Below are 22,693 nucleotides of genomic sequence, written 5' to 3'. Positions count from 1 at the left end.
GTCAGCCCGCCCTGCGGTAGGTGAGGGCGAAGTCGTGCTGCCAGGACCCGCCGTCCCGGCTGGTCTCCCACGCTCCCTCGATGGTGTTCGCGTCCTCGCTGAACGTGCCGATGAAGCGCTGCCGGAACTGCAGCGGCGTGAAGTCGGCGGCCTCGCGGGTCAGCGTCCAGACCCGGCCGACGAACGTCATCGTGTAGAGCCGCGCCACGCCGCGGGAGTCGAAGTAGTGCTGGACGTACCCGCCGCTCTCCGGGTCCGGGCCGACGATCATCAGCCCGTCGGGTGCCTCCGCGACGTCGATCTCCGTGCGCTGCTCGAGGAACTGCCGGTCGAGGGTCCAGCCGAACCGGCTGCGGGCCGCCGCTCCCCCGCCGGCCGGCCCGTCGTCGCCGGGGAAGCGCGCCTCGAGGTCCCACTCGCCGACGAACACCTCCAGCCGTGCCAGCATCTCCGCTGTGCGGTCGCTCATCACCGTGCCTCCCACTCAGGTCGCCCCGGGCGCCGGACGTTCCCGTCCTGCGCTCGTCGTGTTCTCCTGAGGTTCGACCGCGGCGGGCGGCGGAACTCATCGGCGCGGGCCGTCGCCGTCGAGGGCGGCCGCCTTGCGCAGCAGCACCGCCCGTTCGCGGTCGTTGCCGCACAGCCGTGCCGCGAGCTCGAGTTCGGCCCGCGCCTCGGCCGCCCGGCCCATCCGGGCGAGCAGTTCGCCGCGCACGCTCGGCAGCAGATGGGACCCCGAGAGCCGGCCGGACACGACGAGTTCGTCCACCAGCGGCAGGGCCTTGTCCGGTCCCTGGGCCATGGCGACGGCCACGGCCCGGTTGAGTTCCACCACCGGGGAGGGCGCGACGCGGCCGAGCGCCTCGTACAGCAGGACGATCCGCTCCCAGTCGGTCTCCGGCACCGAGGGTGCGGTGGCGTGGCAGGCCGCGATGGCCGCCTGCAGCCCGTAGGGGCCGAGCCCGCGTCCCACGGAGGTGGCGCGGCGCAGCGCGGCGAGTCCCCGCCGGATCGCCGAGCGGTCCCACAGGCGCCGGTCCTGGTCCTCCAGCAGCACCGCCTCGCCGTCCGGTCCGGTGCGTGCGGGGAAGCGGGCGGCGGTGAGTTCGAGGAGCGCGAGCAGCGCGTGGACCTCGGGTTCGTCGGGCAGCAGCGCGGCCAGCATCCGGGCCAGCCGGATCGCCTCGTGGGCGATGTCGGACCGCAGCAGCCGGTCGCCGGACGTCGCCGTCGAGCCCTCGGTGAAGATCACGTAGAGCACGCTGAGCACGCCGCCGAGCCGGGCCCGCCGCTCGTCGGCGACGGGCAGCTCGAACGGCACGCCGGCCGCGCCGATCGTCTTCTTCGCCCGGGTGATGCGCGCCTGCACGGTCGGCACCGGCACCAGGAAGGCCCGGGCGATCTCCTCGCTGGACAGGCCGCCGACCGCGCGCAGCGTGAGCGCGACCCGGGCCTCGGGCGAGAGCACGGGGTGGCAGGCGATGAACATCAGCGCCAGCACGTCGTCGTCGACCCGGTCGGGGTCCCACGGCAGGTCGTCGCCGGCGTCGTCCGGGGCGGCCGCGCCGGCGGCCGCCTGCCCCTCGGCGAGCGCGCCGGCGAGCAGCGCGTACCGCTCATCCAGCGCCGACCTGCGGCGGAAGGCGTCGATGGCGCGCCGCCGCGCGGTCGCCAGCAGCCAGCCGGCCGGGTGTGCCGGGGCGCCGTCGCGCGCCCAGCCGACGAGGGCCTCGGCCAGGGCCTCCTGGGCGACGTCCTCGGCGAGGGCGAAGTCCCCGGTGTAGCGGGCGAGCGCGCCCACGATCCGGGCGGACTCGATCCGCCACACGGCCTCGACGGCCCGCCGCGCCGACTCGGCGGCGGACGGGCCGTCCCCGGCCTGCGGCGCGGTCAGAGCTGGCCCGTCCGCTCGCGCCACGCCCGCTCCTTGATGACCCACTTGTTGTCCTGCGGGAACTCGTCGATGGACGGCACGCGGCGGATCTCGCACTTCGAACCGGTCATCGCCGGGATGCGCTTGGCCCACTCGACGGCCTCCTCCTTCGTGGCCACGTCGAGCACGTAGAAGCCGCCGAACAGCTCCTTGGTCTCGCCGTAGGGGCCGTCGGTGACCACCGGCGTCTCGCCGCTGAAGTCCACCACGACGCCCTCGTTGGGGTCGTCGAGGCCCTCGGCGGCCACCAGCACGCCGGCCTTGATCAGCTCGTCGTTGAACCGGCCCATGGTCTCGAGCATCTCCTCGAAGGGCGTGTCCATCATCTTCGCGACGGACTCGTCCGTGCCCCGCAGGACCAGCATGTACTTCGGCATCGTGCGCTCTCCTTGCTCCGGGGGTCGCCTTCCGACCCTCTCACTAACAGGTCGAACGGCGCGGCGGCCGATCGACACGGCCGGCGATCTTCGCCAGGGAATTTTCGCCGGGCTCCGGCGAGAGCCTCTCACGCCAGACACCGGGTTCTCATCCATGAACCCACTGGTCCAGGCCAAGGTCCGTGATCCCGGCAAGGTCAATCGCGACATGGGCCGTTGACCGCGCTTGGTGCGGGTGCTATTCAGGTTTCACCCCACATGATGAACGGAGTTCATCTACTTGAACTCGCTTGCGGAAGGACCCCCACATGAAGAACCGCACCAGACTCCTGGCCCTGGCGAGCAGCCTCGGCGTGGCCGGCACGCTCGGCCTGCTGGGCACCACCGCCCATGCCGCGTCCCCGGGTGTCGCGCCCGGCGGCAACTTCAACCTGTCGGTCTGGGAGCTGCAACTGCCCGTCGGCTCGCCCGGATCGCCGACGACCATCCCGTCGTCGCAGCTCCAGGGCTCGAACGGCTTCCAGGACGACTACTTCTACACCGACGGCCGCGACGGCGCGATGACCTTCTGGGCGCCGGAGAAGGGCGTCACCACCCCCAACTCCAACTACGCCCGGTCCGAGCTGCGCGAGATGAACAGCAACGGCAGCGCGGCGAACTGGTCGCTGGGCGGCAGCCACAAGCTCAAGGCCACCCTGCGCGTGGTGTCCGTGACCTCCAACGTCTGCGTCGGCCAGATCCACCTCGGCACCGGCGGCTCGTCCACCAAGCCGCTGATCGAGCTCTACGTCCACGCGAACGGCGACATCGTCGCGGGCACAGAGAACTCGCCGTCCGGCGGGCAGACCCCGCACACCGTCGGGCACGTGTCCGTCGGCAAGACCTGGAGCTACACGATCGGCGTCTCCGGCGGCGACACCATCGACTTGACGGTCAACGGCAGCACGACGCACTACGCCATCCCGTCGTCGTTCGACGCCTACAAGATGTACTTCAAGGCCGGCTCCTACAACCAGTCGTCCTCCGACAGCACCACGAAGGGCGCCCGCGTCGCCTTCTACGGCCTCACCGTCGCCCACAGCTGACGCCCCCTCACCCACTGCCGGGGCCGGACCTGGACAACCGGGCCCGGCCCCGCAGGCAGGCCGCCCGCGTGCGGCAACCCGGGTATCACGGGTCCGGCACTGGGGGGCCTTCGGGGCGAATCGCGCGCGTAGGGAGAAGATCGCCGGGGCAGCAGGTAGCGTCACACCCGTGGACGAGCGAAACGGCCTTGCCGTACCCCAGTCACTGCAAGAGGCGTGCGACCCGGCCCGGGTGGCCCTGCTGGTGTACGACATGCAGGTGGGCATCCTGCAGCAGATCGGCGACCGCGACCGCGTGATCGCGCAGACGGTGAGCGCGGTCGAGGCCGCGCGGGCGGCGGGGGTGCGCACCTACTTCCTGCGCCATGTCACCCTCCCCGCCGAGCTGATGGGCGCCTCCCAGCTGCGGATGTGGCGCGCCTGGCAGCGGGCCGGGCGCGCGGCGGACGTCGTCTCCGCGTTCCCGCCGGACGCCCCGCACACCGCCCTGATCCCCGAACTGCGGCCCACCGAGCGGGAGGCGGTGCTGGACAAGATCACCATGTCGGCGTTCGAGGGCACCTGGCTCGACATCGCCCTGCGCGACTGCGGCATCACCACCGTTGCCGTCGTCGGCTGCGCGATGGAGATCGGCATCGAGCCCACCGCGCGGCACGCGGCCGACCTCGGGTACGTGCCCGTGGTGCTCACCGACGCGTGCGGTGCGGGCGACAAGGCAGCGGCCGAACGGTCCCTGGAGGCGCTGCGGTTCGCTGGTGACACCCTGCTGGCCACGGTCGACGAGTTCCGCACGGCCCTGACCGCGGCGGCGCCGCAAGGCTGAGCCCGTCGACCGGCGCCGCCGCGAAAACCGGGCGCCGGGAAGCCGCGCCCTGCGGCAGGATGGCGGCCGTGCACCCTGTCCTGTGGGGGCTGGCCGCCAACCCCGCCCTGCCGCCGGAGTCCGTGGTGGTGGCGTCCGTCATTTCGCGCGGGGGTGGCGTCTCCGCGGCCACGGCGTTCGGGCTGCCGCGATCGGATCGTGCTTCCCTCACAAGGGAGTTGGCCCGTCCTCGGGCTGTGGGGTCCGCCAGATGCGGACCTCGGTGCTGGGCCCGCGCGCGGAGAACAGGCCGGTCGGGGAGGCGTCGTGCAGGAGCCGGCGCAGGTCCGCCTCGAAGGCCGGCAGCCGGGGACCGAACAGGTGCGGCGCGGAGTACGACATCGAGAGCACCTCGGCCACGACGTCGTCGCGGTTGCGTTCCAGGGACTGCCCGCCGGGGACGACGACGCGGAGCGGGCCGGAGAAGCCGGCCCGGGCGAGCACGCCGGCCTCGTCGCCGGGCGTTCCCTGCGGGAGCGTGCCGCGGCCTGCCCGGCGGACCGGTCCCAGGTAGCGCTTGACCAGCCCGTCGATCGCCTCGTACGGCACGGCGGGGTGGGGAAGCCCGCCGGTGGCGAGCCGCTCCCCTTTCAGGTCGGCGACGTGCACGAAGGCCCCGCCGGGCCGCAGCATGTCCCGGACAGTCGCCGCCACCAGGCCGCGGGCCATCCAGTGGAAGGACTGGCCGAAGGTGGCGACGGTGAACACGCCCAGTCCCGCGGGGAGTTCCTCGGCCGCGGCCCGCACCCACCGGGTCTTCCCCGCCAGGCCGCGCGCGGCGGCCTCCCGCCGGGCCTCGGCGATCATCCCGGCGTCCGGATCGACGCCCACGACCTCACGGAACAGGTGCGCGAGGTCCAGAGCCAGGATCCCGGGTCCGCAGCCGACGTCGAGCAGCCGCCCGTCCCCGCTGCTCCCCGGTGTCCCGGCGAGTGCCCCGGCGAGCGCGCCGGGCAGACCGGGCGCGTACGGCAGCCGCCCGCGGCGGTAGTACGCCGCCGTGCCGGCGAACAGCAGGTCGTCACCCAGCGGTCCCTGCGGCACCGGTGCCGCGCCTGCCTCGACCGCGGCCGGGCCGGCGTCCTCACCCGGGGGCCGGAGCACCGCCGCGTCGGTCCAGCGTCCGCGGTCGGCGCCGGTGCGGTCCTCGGCGGCGGCCAGCGCGGCGAGCGGGTCCCCAGCCGCCGCGATCACCCGGCCGAACTCCCCTTCCCCGCCTCCGGGTTCGCGGCCGGCATCCGCGAGGACGTGCAGCAGGACCTCGAAACCGCCGGCCACCGGCCTGACTTCGACGCGGCGTGCACCGGGCGCGTCCGACGGGCCTACTGGTCCTACCGGTCCGAGCACCTGCGCCACCGAGGCGCCTCGGCGCAGGGCGGCGAGGACGAGCGGCTCTGCCAGGTAGCGCATGCGTGCACGGTAGACGGCGGCGCCGCTCCGCGCACCGGAGAAACCCGCGCGGTCGGCCCGGGGTTCAGGGCCGGACCGGACCGGACCGGACAACCGTCAGGGCTTGGGGCGGCGGCCCCACGCGGAGATCATCGGGGAGGTCGCCAGATCCAGCCGGCCGGTGGCGACGTTGGCGAGGTGGCGGTCGATCTCCTCGTCCGTGGCGAGCCCGTGCTCGATCAGCAGCGGCCGGATCTGCCGGACCGTGGCGTCCTCCAGGACGGTGCAGGCGGGCGAGGTGATCGGGAAGTACGCGTCCGCCTGCACGTCGTCCAGACCTGCCTCGCGCAGCACCCGGGGCAGGGTGCGGCCGTAGGCGAGGTCGGCGCCGCGGGCCGCCATCAGCGTGCGGAAGCCGCTCCGCAGGCGGTTGGCGAGCTGCTGCTCAGGCCCGGACTCGTCGGGGCACAGCAGCGGCTGCAGCTTGGGGTCGGCGTCCTCCAGGAGGAGCCAGCCGCCGGGGCGCAGCGCCTGGATCATGCGGCGGAGCGCTTCGGCGCGGTCGGTGACGTGCACCAGGACGAGCCGGGCGTGCACCAGGTCGAACGCGCCCGGTGGCGGCGGGTCGGCGGCGACGTCGTGGCGCAGCACCTCGATCGCGCCGCCCGCGACCCCCTGGGTCCACGACACGTCGATGTCGGTGGCGACCACCGCGCCGGTGGGCCCGACGCGCTCGGCGAGCCCGAGCGGCACGGAGGGTCCGCCGGCACCGACCTCCCAGCACCGCATGCCGGCGCCGATGCCCAGCCGGTCGACGTGCCGGAAGGTGCCCGGGTCGAACAGCTCGGCGAGTGCGCCGAAGCGGATGCCCGCCTCGGACTGCTGGTTGTCCAGCAGGTACCGGCGGTCGGTGTCGTGCTCAGCCATACCGCGATTCTCGCAGACACCCGCCCCGCGCCCGGCCGCCGCCGCCCCGAGGCGAGCGTCAGCGGCACGAGCCGCTGTGCGCGCGCCGTGCGAACCGCCCAGCCGGGCGCGGCGTCCCGGTCCGACGGGGCGGGCCCCGACCCGCCGCGAACAGCCGGCCCCCGACCCGCCACGCACCGCGCCGCAACCACACGAACCCCTCGACGCGGGCCGTCCCGCCAACCGTTCACCGAGCACGGTCCCTGTGCGCGAGCGGGTCCCGAACCGGTGGGCCGCGGGCTCAGAGCGCGAGCACCGGCCGCAGACGCCGTGCCCGCTTCCCGGCACCACGCCGCACCCAAGCCGCGGGCGGGCGCGCCCACCCCTCGGCATACGCCGTGCCGCCGACCGGTCCCCCGGCGCGGTGACCCGGTCCGCACAATCCGCCGCGGCTCAGAGCGGGAGCACCGGGCGGGTGGAGAAGTCCTCGCAGAGGCCCTCGCCTTCGGGTCCGTAGACGAAGTCGGCCATCGCGGGGTTGCGGTTGGCGGTGGCCAGGGGGAGCCACGCCAGCACGGTGCCGTAGCCGCCGCACACAGACTCGCCGCCGTCGCCGCCGTGGACGGCGGTGACGTCGCTGGTCAGCTCGACGCTGTAGGTGTCGTAGGCGATGTGCAGGCCCAGCGCACTCAGCTCCCGCTGCGGTCCCGAGGCCCCGTACGGGATGCGGTCGAGGGGGCAGTGGTCGCCCCAGCGGAACAGCGTGCCGGCGCCCGCTCCGCAGGCGTGCTCCCACTCGTCGGCGGTCGGCATCCGCAGCCCGCGCTCGGCGAGGGCGGCGGGCATGTCGGCCGGCGTCTCCGTCAGCTGCTCGTTCTCGACGGCCATGAACACGCTGGCCAGGACGGTGCTGCGGCGCGGGCTGAGCACCTGTGCGAGGTGGGCGCGCAGGTCGGGCCCGTACCCGAAGCCCTCCTCGACGCTCTCCGCGTAGTCCGCGGTCTGCTCCGGCGTCGGCTGCCACGCGTCGAGGTCGAAACCGAGGGTCACCGAGCCGCCGGGGACCAGCGCGAACTCCTGCTGGTTGCGCTCGATCCGGGCGCGGTGCAGCGGTGCGCCGAGGTGCTCGACGGTCTCGACGGCGACGAGGCGCCCGTCGGCCAGGTCCGCTGCTTCCTTGGCGACGCGCTGCGCGGTCCGCAGGTCGAACGACCGCCACTGGTCAAGGGTGAGCTCCGCGAGAGGCATGCCCCGCAGTGTGCCAGCCGCCTCGGACACCCGGCGCCCGGAGCGCCCGGCTCGGATCAGCCGGGGTCCGCGTCCGAGGCCGCCGGGCCGGACTGCGCCGCGGCGGTGTGGTCCAGGAGGGCGGGGACCACGGCCGGCCAGTCCACCCGCGCGATCCCGTGGCCCGTGGCCCGTGGCCCGCGTCCCGCGTCCCGCGTCCCGCGTCCCGCAGGACCGTCAGGCGCCCTTCGGGAAGGTGCTCGGCGAGCGCCTCGCCGTGGGCGAGGGGAACAGCGGGTCGGCGGTCCCGTGGATCACCACGGCGGGCACGGCGATCGACGCCAGGGGCGCGGCCGCCGGGCGCGGCCGTGGCGAGAACACGGCGACGGGTCGTCAGGTGAGGTGGGTCCGCACGGCCAGGGCCATCGCGTCCGCGCGGTCCGGCGTCACCCGCTCCGGTTCGGGCCGGCGCAGCAACGCGAGGACGCCGGGGCCGCGGTGCTCCGGCGGAAGGGCGGGCATGCGCGGCACGATGTGGAAGTGCACATGCGCGAACCCCTCGGCCTCCGCGAACTGGACGACGTACGTCTTGGCGCAGCCGGTGGCGGCGCGCAGGGCCCGGGACAGCCGGACCTGCCAGCCGCCGAGGCCGGCCGCCTCGTCGTCGGTCAGGTCGTGGATCGCCGTGACGTGGCGGCGCGGCAGCAGCACGAGCCAGCCGGGCAGCGAGGTCGTGAAGTTGTGCGCGACGCGCCACAGGCCGTCGCCCGCCACCCGTTCGCGCGGCGGCAGGTCGTCGAACAGGGCTTCCTGGCGGCACGCGTAGCACTCCGCGGCAGTCATGCTCGGGATCCTAGGGCGGCCGGTCCCGCGCCGGAACGGCAACGGCGCACCCGGTCCGCGCCACGCGGGGCCGGCGGTGCGCCGGGACCGCCGGGAGCTGCGGGAAACGCGGCCGCGGCCCATCGACGAAGGGTGTGACGGTGACGGAACCTCTGGCGTACCCCTGCGCGCTGCGGCGGCTGAGCGTCGTACGGCACGGGCAGAGCAGCGCGAACGTGGTGTTCGCGCGCGCCGCGGAGACGGGGGATCCGGCGCTGTCCGTGCCGGAGCCGTGCGACGCGGTGGTGCCGCTGTCACCGCTGGGCGTGGAGCAAGCGCGGGCCGCCGGGCGGTGGCTCGGCGGTCTCGCGGCGGCGGACCGGCCGGACGTGGTGGTGTGCTCGCCGTACCTGCGGGCGGTGCAGACCTGGGAGGCGATGGCCGAGGCCGCCGGCCGGACCGCTCCTGCTCCTGCTCCTGCGGGCGCCCTGCTGGACGAGCGGCTGCGCGACCGCGAGATGGGTGTCCTGGAGCTGCTGACGCCGGCCGCGATGCGGGAGCGGGCTCCCGAGGAGGCGGCGCGCCGCCTACGGGTGGGCGACCGGTCCTACCGGCCGCCGGGCGGCGAGTCCTCGGCGGACGTCACGCTGCGGGTGCGGGACTTCCTCGGCGAGCTGTCCGGGTCGGCGCCGCCCCGCGCACACGTGCTGCTCGTCGCGCACGACGCGGTGGTCCTGGCGGTGCGTCAGGTCCTGTCGGGCATCGGCGCGCCGGATCCGGGACCGGTGGAGATCCCCAACGCCTCGGTCTCCCGCTGGGACGGCGACGGAACGCGGATGCGGCTGGCGGAGTTCGCCGCCGTCGGCCACCTGCCCGAGCCGTGATGCGCGGGGTGTGGCGCCGCCGGCACATCACGGTGGTGTTCCACGCCTTTCCGACGCCCGGTGAGGAGCCCGGGCGGTGACCATCTCCGCCACCCGGGCGCCGTCGGCCCGGCCGTTGCTGTGGCGCAACCGGGACTTCACCCGCTGGTCGCGGCCGGACCGGAACGGGCAGTGCTGGTGCTGGTGCTCACGGCGGTGATGGCCTCTGCGGCGATCGCCGGCACGCTCAGCCCCGAACTGCGGCAGCCGCCGCGGGCGGGCGACGCCGGGGGCGGCGAGTGGGGCGTCGAAGGCGGGGCGGACGGCGGCCGCGCGGACGGCTGAACCGCGGTCCGGGCCCCGCGCGCCGGGTCGGGACCGGTGCCCGGCCGGGCACCCGTGGCGCGGCCGCTCAGAAGTGTGTGGCGATGCCGAACCGCTCCCGCAGCCGGGCCATGTCGTGCAGGTCCCGTTCGGCGGGTTCGTAACCCTGGTGGAAGTACGCCTGCTGCTCGGCCGACAGGCACGGCACGGTGCTGCTGCCGATCGTGCCGGTCACGAAGCACGAGGCGGGGTAGACGAACGGCCGCTCGGGGTCGAGCGACGCCTGCACGGCCGAGCCGTCCGCCGCGAAGTCCAGCGGATGCAGGTCGATCTCCAGGCCGCGCGGGCCGGTGACGACGAACCGCACCGGCCGCCAGTCGAGCGTCTCGGTGAAGCCGGCCGCGGCCAGGGCCGCCGCGAGCGCCGGCTCGTGTTCCTGGCGGTGCATCACGTCCACGTCGCGGTGCGGCCGGGTCTGCTCGCCGAGCAGGGCGTCGATGCCCCAGCCCCCTCCGATCCAGAGGTCGGCACCGGCCTGGCGGGCCAGGGCTAGAACGGACAGGACGTCGTCGGCGGTCATCACCCGGCGCACGGTAGCCGGTGGCCGTCGCGTCAGGCGAGCGAATTCCGCCCGGCGTCCCCGGGCCCCACTTCGCCCGGACCCGCCTTCCCCACGGCCGCGTCCCCGAGCCCCGCGCTGCCCGGCCCCGCCTCCTCCGGCTCCGCGTGCGTCCGGAGCGCGTGCCCGTGGACGCGCGCCAGCTCGCGCAGGTCGGGCTCGCCGAACTCGGCGCGGAACGCGGCGAAGGCGGCGACCTTGTCCTCGCCGAAGCGCCGGACGTGGACCGCGTAGGCGTCCGCGGTCATGAAGCGCGGGGGTGTCGTCTTGCTGTGGAACTTGTCGGCGTACATCACCAGCCGCTCCTCCGTGCTGACGGCGACGTAGTCGCCGGCGGGCAGCGGAAGCCGCTGGGCGAGGACGTCGTGGCGGGTGAGGCCGACCCCGGTGTGGCGGGAGCAGAACCGCCGCAGCACCTCGGGAAGGCCCTCGGTGCCGAGCAGTTCGTGGCCGAGGACGCCGTGCAGCAGGTAACTGTCGTGCACCCGGCGGCCCGTCCCGTCGTAGAGGCGGTAGACGCCGACGTCGTGCAGCAGGCAGCCGGCCCGCACCAGGTCGCGGTCGGCGTCGGCGCCCGAGCTGTCGAGGAGTTGCTCGGCGATCGACCAGACGATGGCGCAGTGCGTGTGGACGAGGTCGAGCATCCCGGCCGACGGAGCGTGCCGCTCGTGCAGGGCGCGGATCTCGGCCGGAGTCGGGACCGGGCCCCGGGCTGGGTTCGTGCTCCGGGCCGGGGTCGCGGCCGGAGGGCGCATCGCGCCCGCGGTACCCCCGCCCTCGGCCGGTGATGCCGCGGTCATGAGGCCGCGACGAGGGCGGCGACGGCGTCGACGACGACCTGGCGGCGGCGGGCCGCGGTGTCGTCGGCGAGGCGCGCGTCCAGTTCGGGGGTGTGCGAGCTCCAGAAGCCGGAGAGGTGCAGGACCAGGCCGAGGAGTTCGGGCGCGCTGAAGCGGTCCGGCAGCAGGCCGTCGCGCTGCGCCCCGGCGACCGCCTCGATCTTGTGGGTGTTGCTCTCCAGGACGATCGGCAGCAGCGTGCCGGTGCCGGCGCGCTCCAGCCGGTACCAGGCGGCCAGGCGCTGCACCCAGGGGCGCTCCTGGTAGGAGTCGAAGAGCCGGCCGGCGTAGCCGGGCAGGTCCGCGGGGTCGATCGGGACGGCGTCCAGCGTCTCGCGGCACATGGCGTCGAAGACGGCGTCGAAGAGCCCGTCCTTGCTGCCGAAGTAGTGGTAGATCTGCGCCTTGTTGCTCGCGGCCGCGGCCGCGATGCGGTCCACGCGGGCGCCCGCGATGCCGTATGCGGCGAACTCGTCCGTCGCCGCCCGCAGCAGTCGGCGGCGTGTCGCCTCCGCGTCCCTGTTCATGTCCGACACTCTACCAACTAACCGGATAGTTGACAGACGCCCCTCCCGGGTGTCCCATGGAGGGAAGAAGCTAACCAACCGGTTAGTGGATTGACGGGACAGGAGCCCCCATGTCGTACGTATTCCTTGTCAGCGGAGCCTCCCGCGGCCTGGGGCGCGAGATCGTGCGCGCCGCCGCCGAGGCCGGCCACCGGGTCGTCGCCGGGGTGCGGTCACCGGCCGCCCTGGACGACCTCGCAGCCGGGTACGAGGGCCGGATCGCGGTCGTGCCGCTGGACGTGACCGACCCGGTGCAGGTCCAGGACGCGGTGCGGACCGCGGTCGACCGCTTCGGCCGGCTGGACGTGCTGGTGAACAACGCCGGGTACGCCAACGTCGGCGCGGTGGAGGACGTCGCCTTCGACGACTTCCGCGCCCAGGTGGACACCAACCTGTTCGGCGTCGTCCGGCTGACGCAGGCCGCGCTGCCGGTGCTGCGCGAGCAGGGCTCGGGCCACATCGTGCAGGTGTCGTCGGTGGGCGGCCGGATGGCCACCCCCGGCCTGTCGGCCTACCAGTCGGCGAAGTGGGCCGTCGGCGGCTTCTCCTCGGTGCTCGCCAAGGAGGTCGCGCCGCTCGGCATCAAGGTCACGGTGCTGGAGCCGGGCGGCATGTCGACGGACTGGGCCGGGTCGTCCATGCGGATCGACCCGGTGCGGCCGGCCTACGCCTCGACGGTCGGCGCGATGGCCGCGATGCACGGCTCGGGCACGACCGCGGCCAGCGACCCGGCCAAGGTGGCCCGGCTGGTGCTGGACGTGGTCGCGCTGGACGAGCCGCCGCTGCGCCTGCTGGTCGGTCCCGACGCCTACGCGTACGCGACCGCGGCCGGCCGCGACCTGCTGGCCCAGGACGAGCGCTGGCGCGAGCTGAGCGAGTCCACCACGGCCGACGGCGCGACCGCCGAGCACATCGATCCGCTCGGCCACCGCGGCTGAGCCGGCGGCCGCAGGCAGGACGGGGCGCGGGGGTGTGCGGGGCCGGGGTCAGCGCACCCGGACTTCCTCCTCCTCGTCGCTCTCCTCGCCGGGCACGTGGACGTCGCGGACGTTGACGTTCACCTCGACGACCTCGAGGCCGGTCATGCGCTCCACCGCGCCGGCCACCTGGGAGCGGATCCGGGCTGCGGCGTCCGCGATCTCGGTGCCGTAGAGGACCACGATGTCGAGGTCGACCGCGGCCTGCTTCTCGCCCACCTCGACCCGCACCCCGCGGGTGTGGTCCGCGGAACGCGAGACGCGGTCGCGGACGGCTCCCACCGCCCGGCTGGCGCCGCCGCCCATGGCGTGGACGCCGTCCACCTCGCGGGTGGCGATGCCGGCGATGGTCGCGACGACGGTGTCGGCGATGACGACTTTCCCGGCGATGCCCTTGTGCCGGTTCGTGGACGTGGACGTGGGCGTGGACGTGTCCGTGGCTGCCATGGGGAAGATCCCCTTCGCTGGAGGGTGTGACGGGCGGAGGGCCGCCGGGCCCTGGGCCTCACGGCGGCACGCGTGCCGGCGCCTGGGCGCCGTCCTGCCGGTCGGCCGGACGCGTCCCCCAGGACCGGCCCTTCCCTCACACTGTGCAGCCGTTCGGGTGACCCCGCCACTCCACACCGGACGTCACTCGAGTGTCGGCCGAGGCTCAGGTCTCACCCTCGGCCTCAGGGTGGGACCTGCCGCGGGCCGGGCCAGGACAGCCGGCGGCCCCGCCGCGCACACGGGGTGCGGGCGGGGCCGGTACGGGTGCCGGGCCGGTCAGGAACCGACCGGCGCCAGCTTGTCGACGATGCCCGGGTTCTTCTTCATCCAGGCGGTGACGCCCTGCTGCTCGTGGCCCTGGCCCGCCTGCTGCACGGACGCCTCCAGCGAGGTGAGCTGCGTCTCGGTGAGGTGGAACGCCTTCAGCCACTTGGCGACCTGCGGCTCCTTGGCGGAGAACCCCTTGTGGGCGAGCAGGTGGATGCCGTCGCCGCTGCCCCAGGCCTGCTCGGGGTCGGCGAGCTTCTTCAGGTCGTGGGTGTTGTAGGCCCAGTGCGGCGACCACAGCGTCACCACGACCGGCTCCTTGGCCTTGATGGAGCGGTCCAGCTGCGCCAGCATCGACGCGGTGGAGCCGGCGACGACCTTGTACTCGTTCTGCAGGCCGTACTTGGGCAGCACCGTGTCGTTGAGCAGCTTCATCTCGCCCGCGCCGGGCTCGATGCCGATGATGCGGCCCTTGAACTCCCCGCCCTTGCCCTTGAGGTCGGCCAGCGAGTTGACGTCCTTGACGTACGACGGGACGCTCAGCTCCAGCGACGTCGGGCCGTACCAGGAGCCCAGGTCCTCCAGGCTGCTGCGGTACTTCGCCCAGTAGGAGGCGTGGGTGGTCGGCAGCCACGAGTCGGTCTCGAAGTCGATCTTCCCGGCGGACATGCCGGTGTACAGCGCGCCGACGTCGTACTGGGTGACCTTCGGCGCGAAGCCGCGCTCCTTGAGGATCTCCTGCCACAGGAAGGTGGAGGCGACGCCCTCGTCCCAGGGGATGTAGCCGATGTCGACGGCGCGGCCCTTGCCGACGTCGTCCTTGCCGGACACCTTCGCCTCCGCCGTGCCGCTCCCGGCGAACACGCTCATCCCGCCGGCGACCAGCGCCAGCACCACGACGCCGACCATCGCGACGGACGCCTGCGGCCGGTAGGCCAGGACGCGGCCGCCGGTGCGCCGCGGCAGCGCGGCGGCGGCCCGCCGCCCGACGGCGCTGACCCGGCCGCCCAGTGCGCCGGTCATGCGGTCCAGGTACATGGCGAGGATCACCACGGACACGCCCCCCTCGAAGCCGAGGCCGATGTCGACCTGGCTGATCGCGGTGAACACGGACTGGCCGAGGCCGCCGCTGCCGACCATGCCGGCCACGACCACCATGGACAGGCCCAGCATGATGACCTGGTTGACGCCCGCCATGATGGTGGGCAGGGCGAGCGGGATCTGGACCCGCAGCAGGGTCCGGCCCGGCGGGGTGCCGAACGCCTCGGCCGCCTCGACGAGTTCGGCGTCGACCTGGCGGATGCCCAGCTCCGTCATGCGCACCCCGGGTGCCAGGGCGAAGACGATGCACGCGATGATGCCGGGCACCACCCCGACGCCGAAGAAGAAGATGCCGGGGATCAGGTAGACGAACGCCGGCATCGTCTGCATCAGGTCGAGGACCGGGCGCAGCACGGCGCTCACGGTGCGGTTGCGGGCCGCCCAGACACCCAGCGGGAGCGCCACGACCAGGGTGACCACGGTGGCGACCAGGACCAGCGACAGGGTGTCCATGGCCTGGTGCCACTGCTGCACGGAGTCGATGAGGGCGAACCCGGCGAAGGCCAGCACGGCGGCCAGGGGGCCGCGCAGCCACAGCGCCAGGACGGCCAGGATGCCGGCGAGGAGCAGCGGCTGCGGCCCGGTCAGCACCTTGTCGACCCCGTCGTACATCCCGGAGACGATGCTGGAGATGACGTCGAACAGGCCGCTGAAGTGGTCGCGCAGGAAGTTGACGGTGCTGTCGGCCCAGTCGCCAAGGGGGATCCTAGGCATGGGACTTCTCCTCCGCGGCGGGGTCGTTTCCTTCGAGTACCGCGGCACGGTCGACGTCGGCCATGAACGAGGCCACGTAGTCGTCGGCGGGGCGCAGCAGCAGGTCCTCCACCGAGCCGTTCTGCACGATGCGGCCGTCGCGCATCACCGCGATCCGGTCACCGAGGCGTACCGCCTCGTGCGGGTCGTGGGTGATGAAGACGATGGTCTTGCGCAGGGTGCGCTGCAACTCCAGCAGCTGCTCCTGCATCTCACGGCGGATCAGCGGGTCGAGGGCGCTGAACGCCTCGTCCATCAGCAGCACGTCGGCGTCGGTGGCCAGCGCGCGGGCCAGCCCCACGCGCTGCTGCATGCCGCCGGACAGCTCGTCGGGCCAGGACTGCTCCCAGCCTTCCAGGCCGGTCAGCTGAAGCGCCTCCTCCGCCTGCTTGTGGCGCTCCTGGCGCGGTACGCCCTGCACCTCCAGGCCGTAGGCGGCGTTGTCCAGCACCGTGCGGTGCGGGAACAGCGCGAAGTGCTGGAAGACCATGCTGATGCCGTGGGCGCGGACGTGGCGCAGCTCGCCGGCGTCCAGCGCGGTCAGGTCGCGCCCCTCGTAGGTCACGCTGCCCGCGGTCGGTGGAAGCAGCCCGTTCAGGGTGCGCAGCAGCGTGGACTTGCCGGAACCCGACAGGCCCATGACGACGAAGATCTCACCCTCCGCCACCTCGAACGACGCGTCGATGACGGCGGCGGTGTCGCCCCCCTCGCGCAGCTCGTCCCTGCCGGCGCCGGCCTTGAGCCGTTGCACCGCTTCCTCCGGTCGTGGCCCGAACACCTTGTACAGATGCTCGACCTGCAGCCTTGACACATACACCTCACGGATCGCACGAAGAGCGACCCGATTCCCCCGCGGGCGGGTCGCTCACTCTTCCAGCCGCCGCTGCCCGGGTTTCCCGGAGGCAAACGGAAACGTGGCCCACGTCACATCCGTCACGTACAACCAAAGCGGGAACAGACGCATCAGGCGCGTCTCAACCGGCGGACCGCGGCGAGCCGCCGGTGCGCACCACGAGCGCGGCGATGTCGTCGTCGAGCACGCCCCCGCTGAAGCGGACCAGCTGCTGGTGGAGGGCGTCCAGCAGGGCGCGGGGCGGCAGGGCGCCCCGGCCGGTGGCCCACGCGTCCAGCGGGAAGAAGTCGCCGTTCCGGTCGCGGGTCTCGCTGACCCCGTCGGTGTAGAGCAGCAGCAGGTCGCCCGGCGCCACCGGCACCGTGTCGACGGTGTACACGTCGCCGATCAGGGCCGCCATGGTGATCGGCGGCGAGGCCGCGGACGGGTCCAGGACCCGCACCCGGCCGCCGTGCAGGAGCAGCGGCGGCGGGTGGCCGCAGTTCAGCAGCTCGGCGCGGCCGCCGCCGGGCGGGATCTGGGCGAACACCGCGGTGGCGAACCGCTCCGCTCCCTCGGTGGGCTCGGCGTACGCCTGGCTGTAGCGGGTCATGACGGTGTCCAGCCGCCGGGCGACGGCCACCAGGTCGGGTTCCTCGAACGCCGCCTCCCGGAAGGCGTTGGTGATCGCGCCCGCGGTGCCGACCGCGGGCAGTCCCTTGCCGCGGACGTCGCCGATGAGCAGCCGCACCCCGTGCGGGGTGTCGAGCGCCTCGAAGAAGTCGCCGCCGACCCGGGCCTCCTCGGCGGCGGCGAGGTAGAGCGTCTCGATCTCCAGACCGCCCACCCGGTGCGGGATCGGGCGCAGCACCACCGCCTGGGCGGCCATCGCCACCGAGCGCACCTGGCTCAGCGTCCGCTCGCGCTGCCGCCTGACGTGGCTGGCGTAGGCGGCGGCTCCGGTGACCGCCACGATGGCCGCGAGCGTGAACTCGGTGGAGCGCGGGTCGTAGACGATCTCCACGATCACGACGACCAGCAGGGCGAACGCCCCCAGCGCGAGCGTCGCCCCCACCGACCACATCGACGAGGCGAGCGCCGGGGCCGCCGGCAGCAGGCGGCTGACCGCGAAGTCCCGGGGCGTGGTGAGCGCCAGCACGCAGAGCAGCGCGGCGAGGAGCATCGGCGTCCAGACGGCACGGGGACGCCACGCAGGGCTCCCCCGGCGACGGCGCCGCCCCTGACCGCCCTCGGGGAGATCGTCGCTCGTCACAGAAGGAGCGTAACGGGATGATCAGAACATTCCGCCGAAAAGGGATGGGGCACGCCGTGCCGGCTCAGCCCTCGACGGCCAGCCGCAGACCGAGGAGCACCAGCACTCCCCCGGAGATCTGCTCCAGCCGGCGGCGCACTCCGGCCCGCGAGATGACGGCCCGCATCCTGCCGACGAACCAGACGTAGAGGCCGTAGTAGCCGACCTCGAACACCGCCCAGACCGCGGCGAGCGCGACCATCGTCGGCAGCTCGGGATCCCCCGCGGGCACGAACTGCGGGAGGAAGGAGAGGGCGAAGACGGCCGCCTTGGGGTTGGCCAGGTTGAGCAGCAGCCCGTTGCGGTACGCCTTCAGGCCGGCGGCCCGCCGGGACGCGGCGTCGTCGGGGACGGAGAACTCGGGGGCAGCGGCGGCAGCGGGGACGTCCGCGGCGTCCTCGGCGTGCCGTCCGGCGCGCGCGGCGCGCAGCGTCTGGACGCCGAAGCCGACCAGCACGACCGCACCGACGATCCGCATGGCGTCGTAGGCGGCCTGCGAGGCGGCGAGCAGCGCGGTGAGCCCGCAGGCGGCGACGATCCCCCACAGGAACACCCCGGTCTCGTTGCCGAGGACGGTGAGGAATCCGGCGCGGCGGCTGCGCAGCGACTGACGGATGATCAGCATGGTGCTGGGGCCGGGTGACGCGGCGATCAGCACGCAGGCGCCGAGGAAGGCGGGCAGGACGGCGAGGAACGCGGGAAGGTGCGCGGGCATGGCGCCATCGTGCGGCCCGGCGGGCGCGCTGTCCACGGGGATTCACCGCCGCCGGCCGGAGTTCTCAGGGGGCGGGCGGGACCCGGCGGGCGCCGCATTCGCCGGCGACGGGACGGCGCCGGGCACGCGCCGGCCGTCCCCTGCCGCGCGGAGCGGCAGGGACGGCGGGCACGCAGCTCAGACGGCCGGGACGGTGCCGGACTCGGCGATGACGACCTTGGCGCTGGTGCGGCCGCTCTGCGAGCCCTTGCTCTCGATCTGGCTGACCAGCTCCTGGCCCTCCACGACCTCGCCGAAGACGACGTGCTTGCCGTCGAGCCACGGCGTCACGACCGTGGTGACGAAGAACTGCGAGCCGTTGCTGTTCGGGCCGGCGTTGGCCATGGACAGCAGGAACGGGCGGTCGTGCTTGAGCTGGAAGTTCTCGTCGGCGAACTTCTCGCCGTAGATGCTCTTGCCGCCCGTGCCGTCGCCGCGGGTGAAGTCACCGCCCTGCAGCATGAACTGCGGGATGACCCGGTGGAAGCCCGAGCCGGCGTAGCCGAAGCCGTGCTGGCCGGTCGCCAGCTCGCGGAAGTTCTGAGCGGTCTTGGGAACGACGTCGTCGAACAGCCGGAAGACGATCCGTCCGGCCGGCGCGCCGTCGATGGTGATGTCGAAGTACACGTTGTCCATGACCCCCATCCTGGCATCCCGGGCCCGTACGGCCGAATCGCGCCATGCCCGCCGCGGCGATTCGCCCCGGGCCGCCGGTGCTCCCGGGGCTGCCGCGGCCGCCCACGGGGTCGCCCGCGACGCGCGGGGCGCGGGCGTTCAGCGCGCCGTGCGGGACCCCGGGGCGGCATCGCGCCCCGGGCGGTCACGGGTGCGGCGGGGTGCCGTCCGCGGGCTCGGGCAGCGGGCCGAGATGCTCCGCGACCCGCTTGCGCAGCAGCGCGTACTCCGCGGACCGGCGCGGCAGCGGGCCCGGCGGGCGGCGCACGGTGCGGGCCGCCCCGACGGTCTGGCCGCGGCGGAACTGCTCGCGCGTCAGGTCGAGTTCGAGCCCCGAGGGCAGCAGGTTCCACCAGTGGTGACCGGCGCGTTCCGCTCCGTCGTGGACCTCGCCGACGATCAGGTCGCCGCCGAACAGGTCGTTGACGACGAGCGCGGTGATGTCGCAGTGCCCCCAGGCGGGGTTGCCGGGCTGCCACGGAGCCCGCTGCACGTCGTCCGGCGAGCAGGTGTCGGCGGCCCAACTCGCGTGCAGGGCGCGCTCGATGGCGGCAAGGGTCCAGGGCGGGCCGGGAGGCACGGCGTTTCCGGCGGGTGCGGAGGTCAGGAGCTCTTCTGCTGCCCCTGAGGGTTCGGGCGTCCCTGCGGGTTCGGGCGTCACGGCGGGTTCCGGGGTCATGCGGGTCATGGGGATCAGCCTGCCGCAGGGCACTGACAACCGGCCCCGCCGCAGGTCGTCCGCGACGGGGCCGGCCGGGTGCCGGGGCCGGACCCGGCACCCGGCCGGCCCCGGGCTCGGGCTCGGGTGGGGCTCAGCGGCAGGAGATGAGCAGCGACGTCACCACCGTGCACGTACTGGCGGCCCGGTCGTTGCCCGGCTCCGGGTCGGCGGGGCTGCTGGCGGCGCGGGACGCGGTGACGGTGTAGGGCAGGCCGACGCCGAGCAGTCCGACGGGCACGGTGAACCTGCGGGTGGCGCTCTGCCCGCTGGACAGGCCGGACACCGTGCAGGTCACAGTGGCGCCCGCGGCGCGGCAGTCGTCCGAGCCGGCGCGCATCGGCGCGGGCAGCACCGCCGTCACGGTCGCCGCGCCGAGCGTGGACGGGCCGTGGTCGGTGACCGTCAGCGTGTAGGTGATCCGGCCGCCCAGCAGGCCGGGTCGGGGCGCCGCGGAGAGCGTCACGCCGAGGTCGGCGGCGGCGTAGGTGTAGCGGTCCGCGGTCCCCGCAGCGCTGGTGCCGGCGGGCGTCGTCACCCGGACGTCGACCGGGCCGGCCGCCCCGGGCGGCGCGACCGCGGTGCAGGAGGTGTCGGTGCATGTCACGCCGGTCGCGGGATGCCCGGGGCCGAAGGTGACGGCGGTCGCGTCCTGGAGGTGGCTGCCGGTGACGGTGACCTCGGTGCCGCCGGACGGCGGGCCGGAGTCGGGGCTGACCGAGGTCACGACCGGTGCGGGCAGCGGGAGTCGGGACACGGCGACGCCGGACGGGTTGTGCCCGACGGCGGTGGTGGCGGCGACGGTGCCGCTCGCGGTGTCGATCGCGGTCACCGTCGGGGTACCGGGCCCGGTCACGTAGAGCCGGGTGCCGTCCGGGGTGAGGGCGAGCGCCTGCGGGTCGGTGTCGACGGGGATGGCGGCCGTGGCGGCGCCGGTGGCGGCGTCGAGGACGGACACCGCGCGGGCGCTGCCGTCGGCGACGTAGACGTGCCCGCCGTCGGGCGCGACCGCGAGGGCGTAGGGCGCCTCGGTGGTGCTCAGGGTGGCGCTCGCCGTGGCCGTGGCGGTGTCGACGACGGTAAGGCTGCTGTCGCCGAGGTTGGCGACGTAGACGCGGGAGCCGTCCGGCGCGACGGCGACCGCGATCGGGAACGCGCCGGTGGGGACGGTCGCGGCGACGGTGTCGGTGGCGGTGTCGATGACCGCCAGCCCGCCGCTGCTCGCGGTCGCGTAGACGCGGCGGCCGTCCGGCGACACGGCCACCGCGTCGGCGCCGGAGCCGACCGGGACGGTCGCCACGACCGTGCCGGTGGCGGTGTCGATCACCGAGACGGCGGCGGCGCCGAGGTCGGCGACGTAGACGCGGGAGCCGTCCGGGGTGACGACGGCGGCGGTGGGGCTGGCGCCGACCGGGAGGGTGGCGGTGACCGTGCCGGTGCGGGTGTCGATGACCGAGACGGTGTTGGAGCCGATGTTCGGCACGTACACCCGGGTGCCGTCCGGGGCGGCGGCGACGCCCTGCGGTCCCGAGCCGACCGGGATCGTCGCGGTGACGGTGCCGTCGGCGGTGTCGACCGCGGAGACCGTGTCGTCGCCGGAGTCGGCGACGAAGGCGGTCGCGGTGGCGAACGGCTGGGCCTGGACGGGCGGTGCGGCGAGGCCGGTCAGTCCCGCCAGGCCCAGCGCCGCGCTCGCGGTGGCCGCGGTGGCCCGGCGTCTGCGGCGCGGCCGTGCGGAGGCGGCGGGATCGCCGGCGCTGCGTGCGGCCCCGGCGGCCGTCGTGCGGATCATGGAGGTACCCCCCTCGGCTCGTCCGCGGCGGCGGGCGCCTGATGGGCCCGGCTCTACCGCCGCGATACGGCAACTCCCGTCACAACGACGGCGCGTGGCGCGCGGACACGGCCGCGTTCCGGGGACCGGTCGGGCGGCGGGGCGGGTTCACAGGGGTGCGGGCGAGGAGGCGTCGGGGATGAGCAGGCGGGGTGTCCCCGTGCCGTCGGCCGGGACGGACCACAGGTCGGTGCTCTTCACGTCGCCCTCGTGGGGCAGGGCGTAGGCGACGGTGTCGTTGTCGAGCCATGTCGCCTGGTCGTCCACGCTGTGGTGCTCGGCGAGCGGGGTGGCGCGCAGGGTGCGCAGGTCCAGCACGTACTCGTGCCACAGCGAAGCGCCGTTCAGGACACGCTTCTTGAAGGCCACGCGCGTGCCGTCAGGGGACAGCGAGGGGCATTCGACGTTCTGCACGCCGACGGAGGTGAGCGTACGGCGGGCGACCGATCCGCGCATCAGGTACGTGTGGCCCGCCGTACCGAGGGTGGCGTAGAAGGTGTCGTCGTCCGCGGCGAAGGTGACGCCCCAGAAGTTGTCGTCCACGGCGTGGTACTTCCTGCCGTCGAGGACGGTGGTGAAGTCCTCGAGGTTGGGCAGGAGTTGCCAGGTCCTGGTGTCCACGATCGAGGTGCGGGTGGAGAAGAACGCCGCGCCGTACGACTCGCCGCCGACGAACACCGTCCACGCCGCGAACCGTCCGCTGGGCGAGACGCGGGCCCGGCTGGGCGTGCCGGCGAGCGCGAAGGTGTGCTCGGTGCGCAGGGCCGAGTCCACGATCACCGCCCGGTTGGTCTGGGAGACCAGGCCGAGCCCCGACTGGAGGCAGACGCCGGTGCCCGCCGCCGCGTAGAAGCGGACGCAGCCCAGCCCCGAGGCGGTGCGGGAACCGCCCGGATCGCCGGCCGTGACGGTGGCGACCTGCGAACGGTGCGGGCCCGGCGCGTCGTTGACGAACACCACCCGTTCCGGTCCGGTCAGCGCGACCCGGCCGGCGCTGACGGCGGGGCCGCCGGCGCGCGCGGTGTTCCTGCTGTCGGCGCGGGACGCGGCGTGCAGCACGAAGCCGGTGCCGAGCCCGGCGAGCAGCACGACGGCCACGGCGAGGATGAGCAGGCGGCGCTTGGGCGTCATGGGGCGGTCCTCGGGGAGACGGAGGCGGGGAGGGGAACGGC

General features: G+C 74.4%; 23 protein-coding genes and 2 pseudogenes. 5 read left to right on the top strand and 20 right to left on the bottom strand.

From position 1 onward, the window contains the following. Window position 1: 1 nt before the first annotated feature. The 3 genes from ACH4TG_RS25110 to ACH4TG_RS25100 all read right to left on the bottom strand — a co-directional run bounded on the left by ACH4TG_RS25110 (window position 2) and on the right by ACH4TG_RS25100 (window position 2,310). Entirely contained in the window at window positions 2–469 is a 468-nt protein-coding gene (locus ACH4TG_RS25110) for a hypothetical protein (protein WP_398244730.1), read from the bottom strand. A 96-nt stretch (window positions 470–565) separates the two neighbouring features. Next, window positions 566–1,918: an RNA polymerase sigma factor gene (locus ACH4TG_RS25105; protein ID WP_398244729.1), complete on the bottom strand. Its 1,353-nt coding sequence runs from the start codon at window positions 1,916–1,918 to the stop codon at window positions 566–568. Beyond that, window positions 1,891–2,310, bottom strand: coding sequence for a YciI family protein (locus tag ACH4TG_RS25100; protein WP_398244728.1), 420 nt, complete (start codon window positions 2,308–2,310; stop codon window positions 1,891–1,893). Before ACH4TG_RS25100 ends, ACH4TG_RS25105 begins: the two co-directional genes overlap by 28 nt. A gap of 308 nt (window positions 2,311–2,618) precedes the next feature. Between ACH4TG_RS25100 and ACH4TG_RS25095 the strand changes: the two genes are divergently transcribed. Beyond that, a complete protein-coding gene (locus ACH4TG_RS25095; RefSeq protein ID WP_398244727.1) occupies window positions 2,619–3,395 on the top strand; it encodes a polysaccharide lyase family 7 protein in 777 nt (258 codons plus the stop codon). A gap of 169 nt (window positions 3,396–3,564) precedes the next feature. Further along, complete coding sequence (locus ACH4TG_RS25090; RefSeq protein WP_398244726.1) at window positions 3,565–4,218, top strand: cysteine hydrolase; 654 nt, start codon at window positions 3,565–3,567, stop codon at window positions 4,216–4,218. A gap of 207 nt (window positions 4,219–4,425) precedes the next feature. On the opposite strand, the gene ACH4TG_RS25085 is transcribed toward ACH4TG_RS25090, so the two are convergent. The 5 genes from ACH4TG_RS25085 to ACH4TG_RS25065 form a co-directional block, all read right to left on the bottom strand. Beyond that, complete coding sequence (locus ACH4TG_RS25085; protein ID WP_398244763.1) at window positions 4,426–5,301, bottom strand: class I SAM-dependent methyltransferase; 876 nt, start codon at window positions 5,299–5,301, stop codon at window positions 4,426–4,428. Window positions 5,302–5,763: 462 nt separating this feature from the next. Beyond that, a complete protein-coding gene (locus ACH4TG_RS25080; RefSeq protein ID WP_398244725.1) occupies window positions 5,764–6,573 on the bottom strand; it encodes a class I SAM-dependent methyltransferase in 810 nt (269 codons plus the stop codon). 432 nt (window positions 6,574–7,005) lie between these two features. After that, window positions 7,006–7,800 (bottom strand): hypothetical protein, encoded by a 795-nt coding sequence (locus ACH4TG_RS25075; protein ID WP_398244724.1) that lies wholly within the window; start codon window positions 7,798–7,800, stop codon window positions 7,006–7,008. A gap of 216 nt (window positions 7,801–8,016) precedes the next feature. After that, a complete protein-coding gene (locus ACH4TG_RS25070; RefSeq protein ID WP_398244723.1) occupies window positions 8,017–8,160 on the bottom strand; it encodes a hypothetical protein in 144 nt (47 codons plus the stop codon). A gap of 12 nt (window positions 8,161–8,172) precedes the next feature. After that, window positions 8,173–8,622 carry an HIT family protein gene (locus ACH4TG_RS25065; RefSeq protein ID WP_398244722.1) on the bottom strand — a complete coding sequence of 150 codons (450 nt, stop codon included), beginning with the start codon at window positions 8,620–8,622 and terminating at the stop codon, window positions 8,173–8,175. Window positions 8,623–8,762: 140 nt separating this feature from the next. Between ACH4TG_RS25065 and ACH4TG_RS25060 the strand changes: the two genes are divergently transcribed. Then, window positions 8,763–9,485 carry a histidine phosphatase family protein gene (locus ACH4TG_RS25060; protein WP_398244721.1) on the top strand — a complete coding sequence of 241 codons (723 nt, stop codon included), beginning with the start codon at window positions 8,763–8,765 and terminating at the stop codon, window positions 9,483–9,485. A gap of 171 nt (window positions 9,486–9,656) precedes the next feature. Next, window positions 9,657–9,809, top strand: coding sequence for a hypothetical protein (locus ACH4TG_RS25055; protein WP_398244720.1), 153 nt, complete (start codon window positions 9,657–9,659; stop codon window positions 9,807–9,809). A gap of 67 nt (window positions 9,810–9,876) precedes the next feature. On the opposite strand, the gene ACH4TG_RS25050 is transcribed toward ACH4TG_RS25055, so the two are convergent. The 3 genes and pseudogenes from ACH4TG_RS25050 to ACH4TG_RS25040 form a co-directional block, all read right to left on the bottom strand. Further along, the gene (locus ACH4TG_RS25050) at window positions 9,877–10,368 is read right to left on the bottom strand and encodes a nucleotidyltransferase domain-containing protein (RefSeq protein WP_398244719.1); all 492 of its coding nucleotides are present in this window, start codon (window positions 10,366–10,368) and stop codon (window positions 9,877–9,879) included. 173 nt (window positions 10,369–10,541) lie between these two features. Continuing rightward, window positions 10,542–11,162, bottom strand: a pseudogene (locus ACH4TG_RS25045) (HD domain-containing protein); the annotation flags it as partial. 41 nt (window positions 11,163–11,203) lie between these two features. Beyond that, on the bottom strand, window positions 11,204–11,773 hold the full coding sequence (locus ACH4TG_RS25040) for a TetR family transcriptional regulator (protein WP_398244718.1): 570 nt from the start codon (window positions 11,771–11,773) through the stop codon (window positions 11,204–11,206). A gap of 110 nt (window positions 11,774–11,883) precedes the next feature. Here ACH4TG_RS25040 and ACH4TG_RS25035 point away from each other — a divergent pair, with 110 nt between their 5' ends. Beyond that, window positions 11,884–12,750, top strand: coding sequence for an SDR family NAD(P)-dependent oxidoreductase (locus tag ACH4TG_RS25035; RefSeq protein WP_398244717.1), 867 nt, complete (start codon window positions 11,884–11,886; stop codon window positions 12,748–12,750). A gap of 48 nt (window positions 12,751–12,798) precedes the next feature. Here ACH4TG_RS25035 and ACH4TG_RS25030 read toward each other — a convergent pair whose 3' ends face one another. The 9 genes and pseudogenes from ACH4TG_RS25030 to ACH4TG_RS24990 form a co-directional block, all read right to left on the bottom strand. Next, the gene (locus ACH4TG_RS25030; RefSeq protein ID WP_398244716.1) at window positions 12,799–13,236 is read right to left on the bottom strand and encodes an Asp23/Gls24 family envelope stress response protein; all 438 of its coding nucleotides are present in this window, start codon (window positions 13,234–13,236) and stop codon (window positions 12,799–12,801) included. Window positions 13,237–13,554: 318 nt separating this feature from the next. After that, window positions 13,555–15,360, bottom strand: a complete 1,806-nt coding sequence (locus ACH4TG_RS25025; RefSeq protein ID WP_398244715.1) for an ABC transporter permease/substrate binding protein — start codon at window positions 15,358–15,360, stop codon at window positions 13,555–13,557. Window positions 15,361–15,394: 34 nt separating this feature from the next. Further along, window positions 15,395–16,210 (bottom strand): annotated as a pseudogene (locus ACH4TG_RS25020) (glycine betaine/L-proline ABC transporter ATP-binding protein); the annotation flags it as partial. A 163-nt stretch (window positions 16,211–16,373) separates the two neighbouring features. Beyond that, entirely contained in the window at window positions 16,374–17,504 is a 1,131-nt protein-coding gene (locus tag ACH4TG_RS25015) for a PP2C family protein-serine/threonine phosphatase (protein WP_398244713.1), read from the bottom strand. A 64-nt stretch (window positions 17,505–17,568) separates the two neighbouring features. Continuing rightward, a complete protein-coding gene (locus ACH4TG_RS25010) occupies window positions 17,569–18,258 on the bottom strand; it encodes a LysE family translocator (protein ID WP_398244712.1) in 690 nt (229 codons plus the stop codon). Between the two features lie 177 nt (window positions 18,259–18,435). Further along, window positions 18,436–18,933 carry a peptidylprolyl isomerase gene (locus tag ACH4TG_RS25005; protein WP_398244710.1) on the bottom strand — a complete coding sequence of 166 codons (498 nt, stop codon included), beginning with the start codon at window positions 18,931–18,933 and terminating at the stop codon, window positions 18,436–18,438. A 184-nt stretch (window positions 18,934–19,117) separates the two neighbouring features. Continuing rightward, window positions 19,118–19,552 carry a hypothetical protein gene (locus tag ACH4TG_RS25000; RefSeq protein WP_398244762.1) on the bottom strand — a complete coding sequence of 145 codons (435 nt, stop codon included), beginning with the start codon at window positions 19,550–19,552 and terminating at the stop codon, window positions 19,118–19,120. Between the two features lie 232 nt (window positions 19,553–19,784). Continuing rightward, the gene (locus ACH4TG_RS24995; RefSeq protein ID WP_398244709.1) at window positions 19,785–21,482 is read right to left on the bottom strand and encodes a beta-propeller fold lactonase family protein; all 1,698 of its coding nucleotides are present in this window, start codon (window positions 21,480–21,482) and stop codon (window positions 19,785–19,787) included. 147 nt (window positions 21,483–21,629) lie between these two features. Further along, entirely contained in the window at window positions 21,630–22,652 is a 1,023-nt protein-coding gene (locus tag ACH4TG_RS24990; RefSeq protein ID WP_398244708.1) for a TolB-like translocation protein, read from the bottom strand. Between the last annotated feature and the right edge of the window lie 41 nt (window positions 22,653–22,693).

The organism is Streptomyces sp. NPDC020917 (assembly GCF_044333795.1).
Lineage (GTDB): Bacteria > Actinomycetota > Actinomycetes > Streptomycetales > Streptomycetaceae > Actinacidiphila.
Note: the sequence above shows the minus strand (reverse complement) of the source record. Positions and strands in the feature narration are given on the sequence as shown.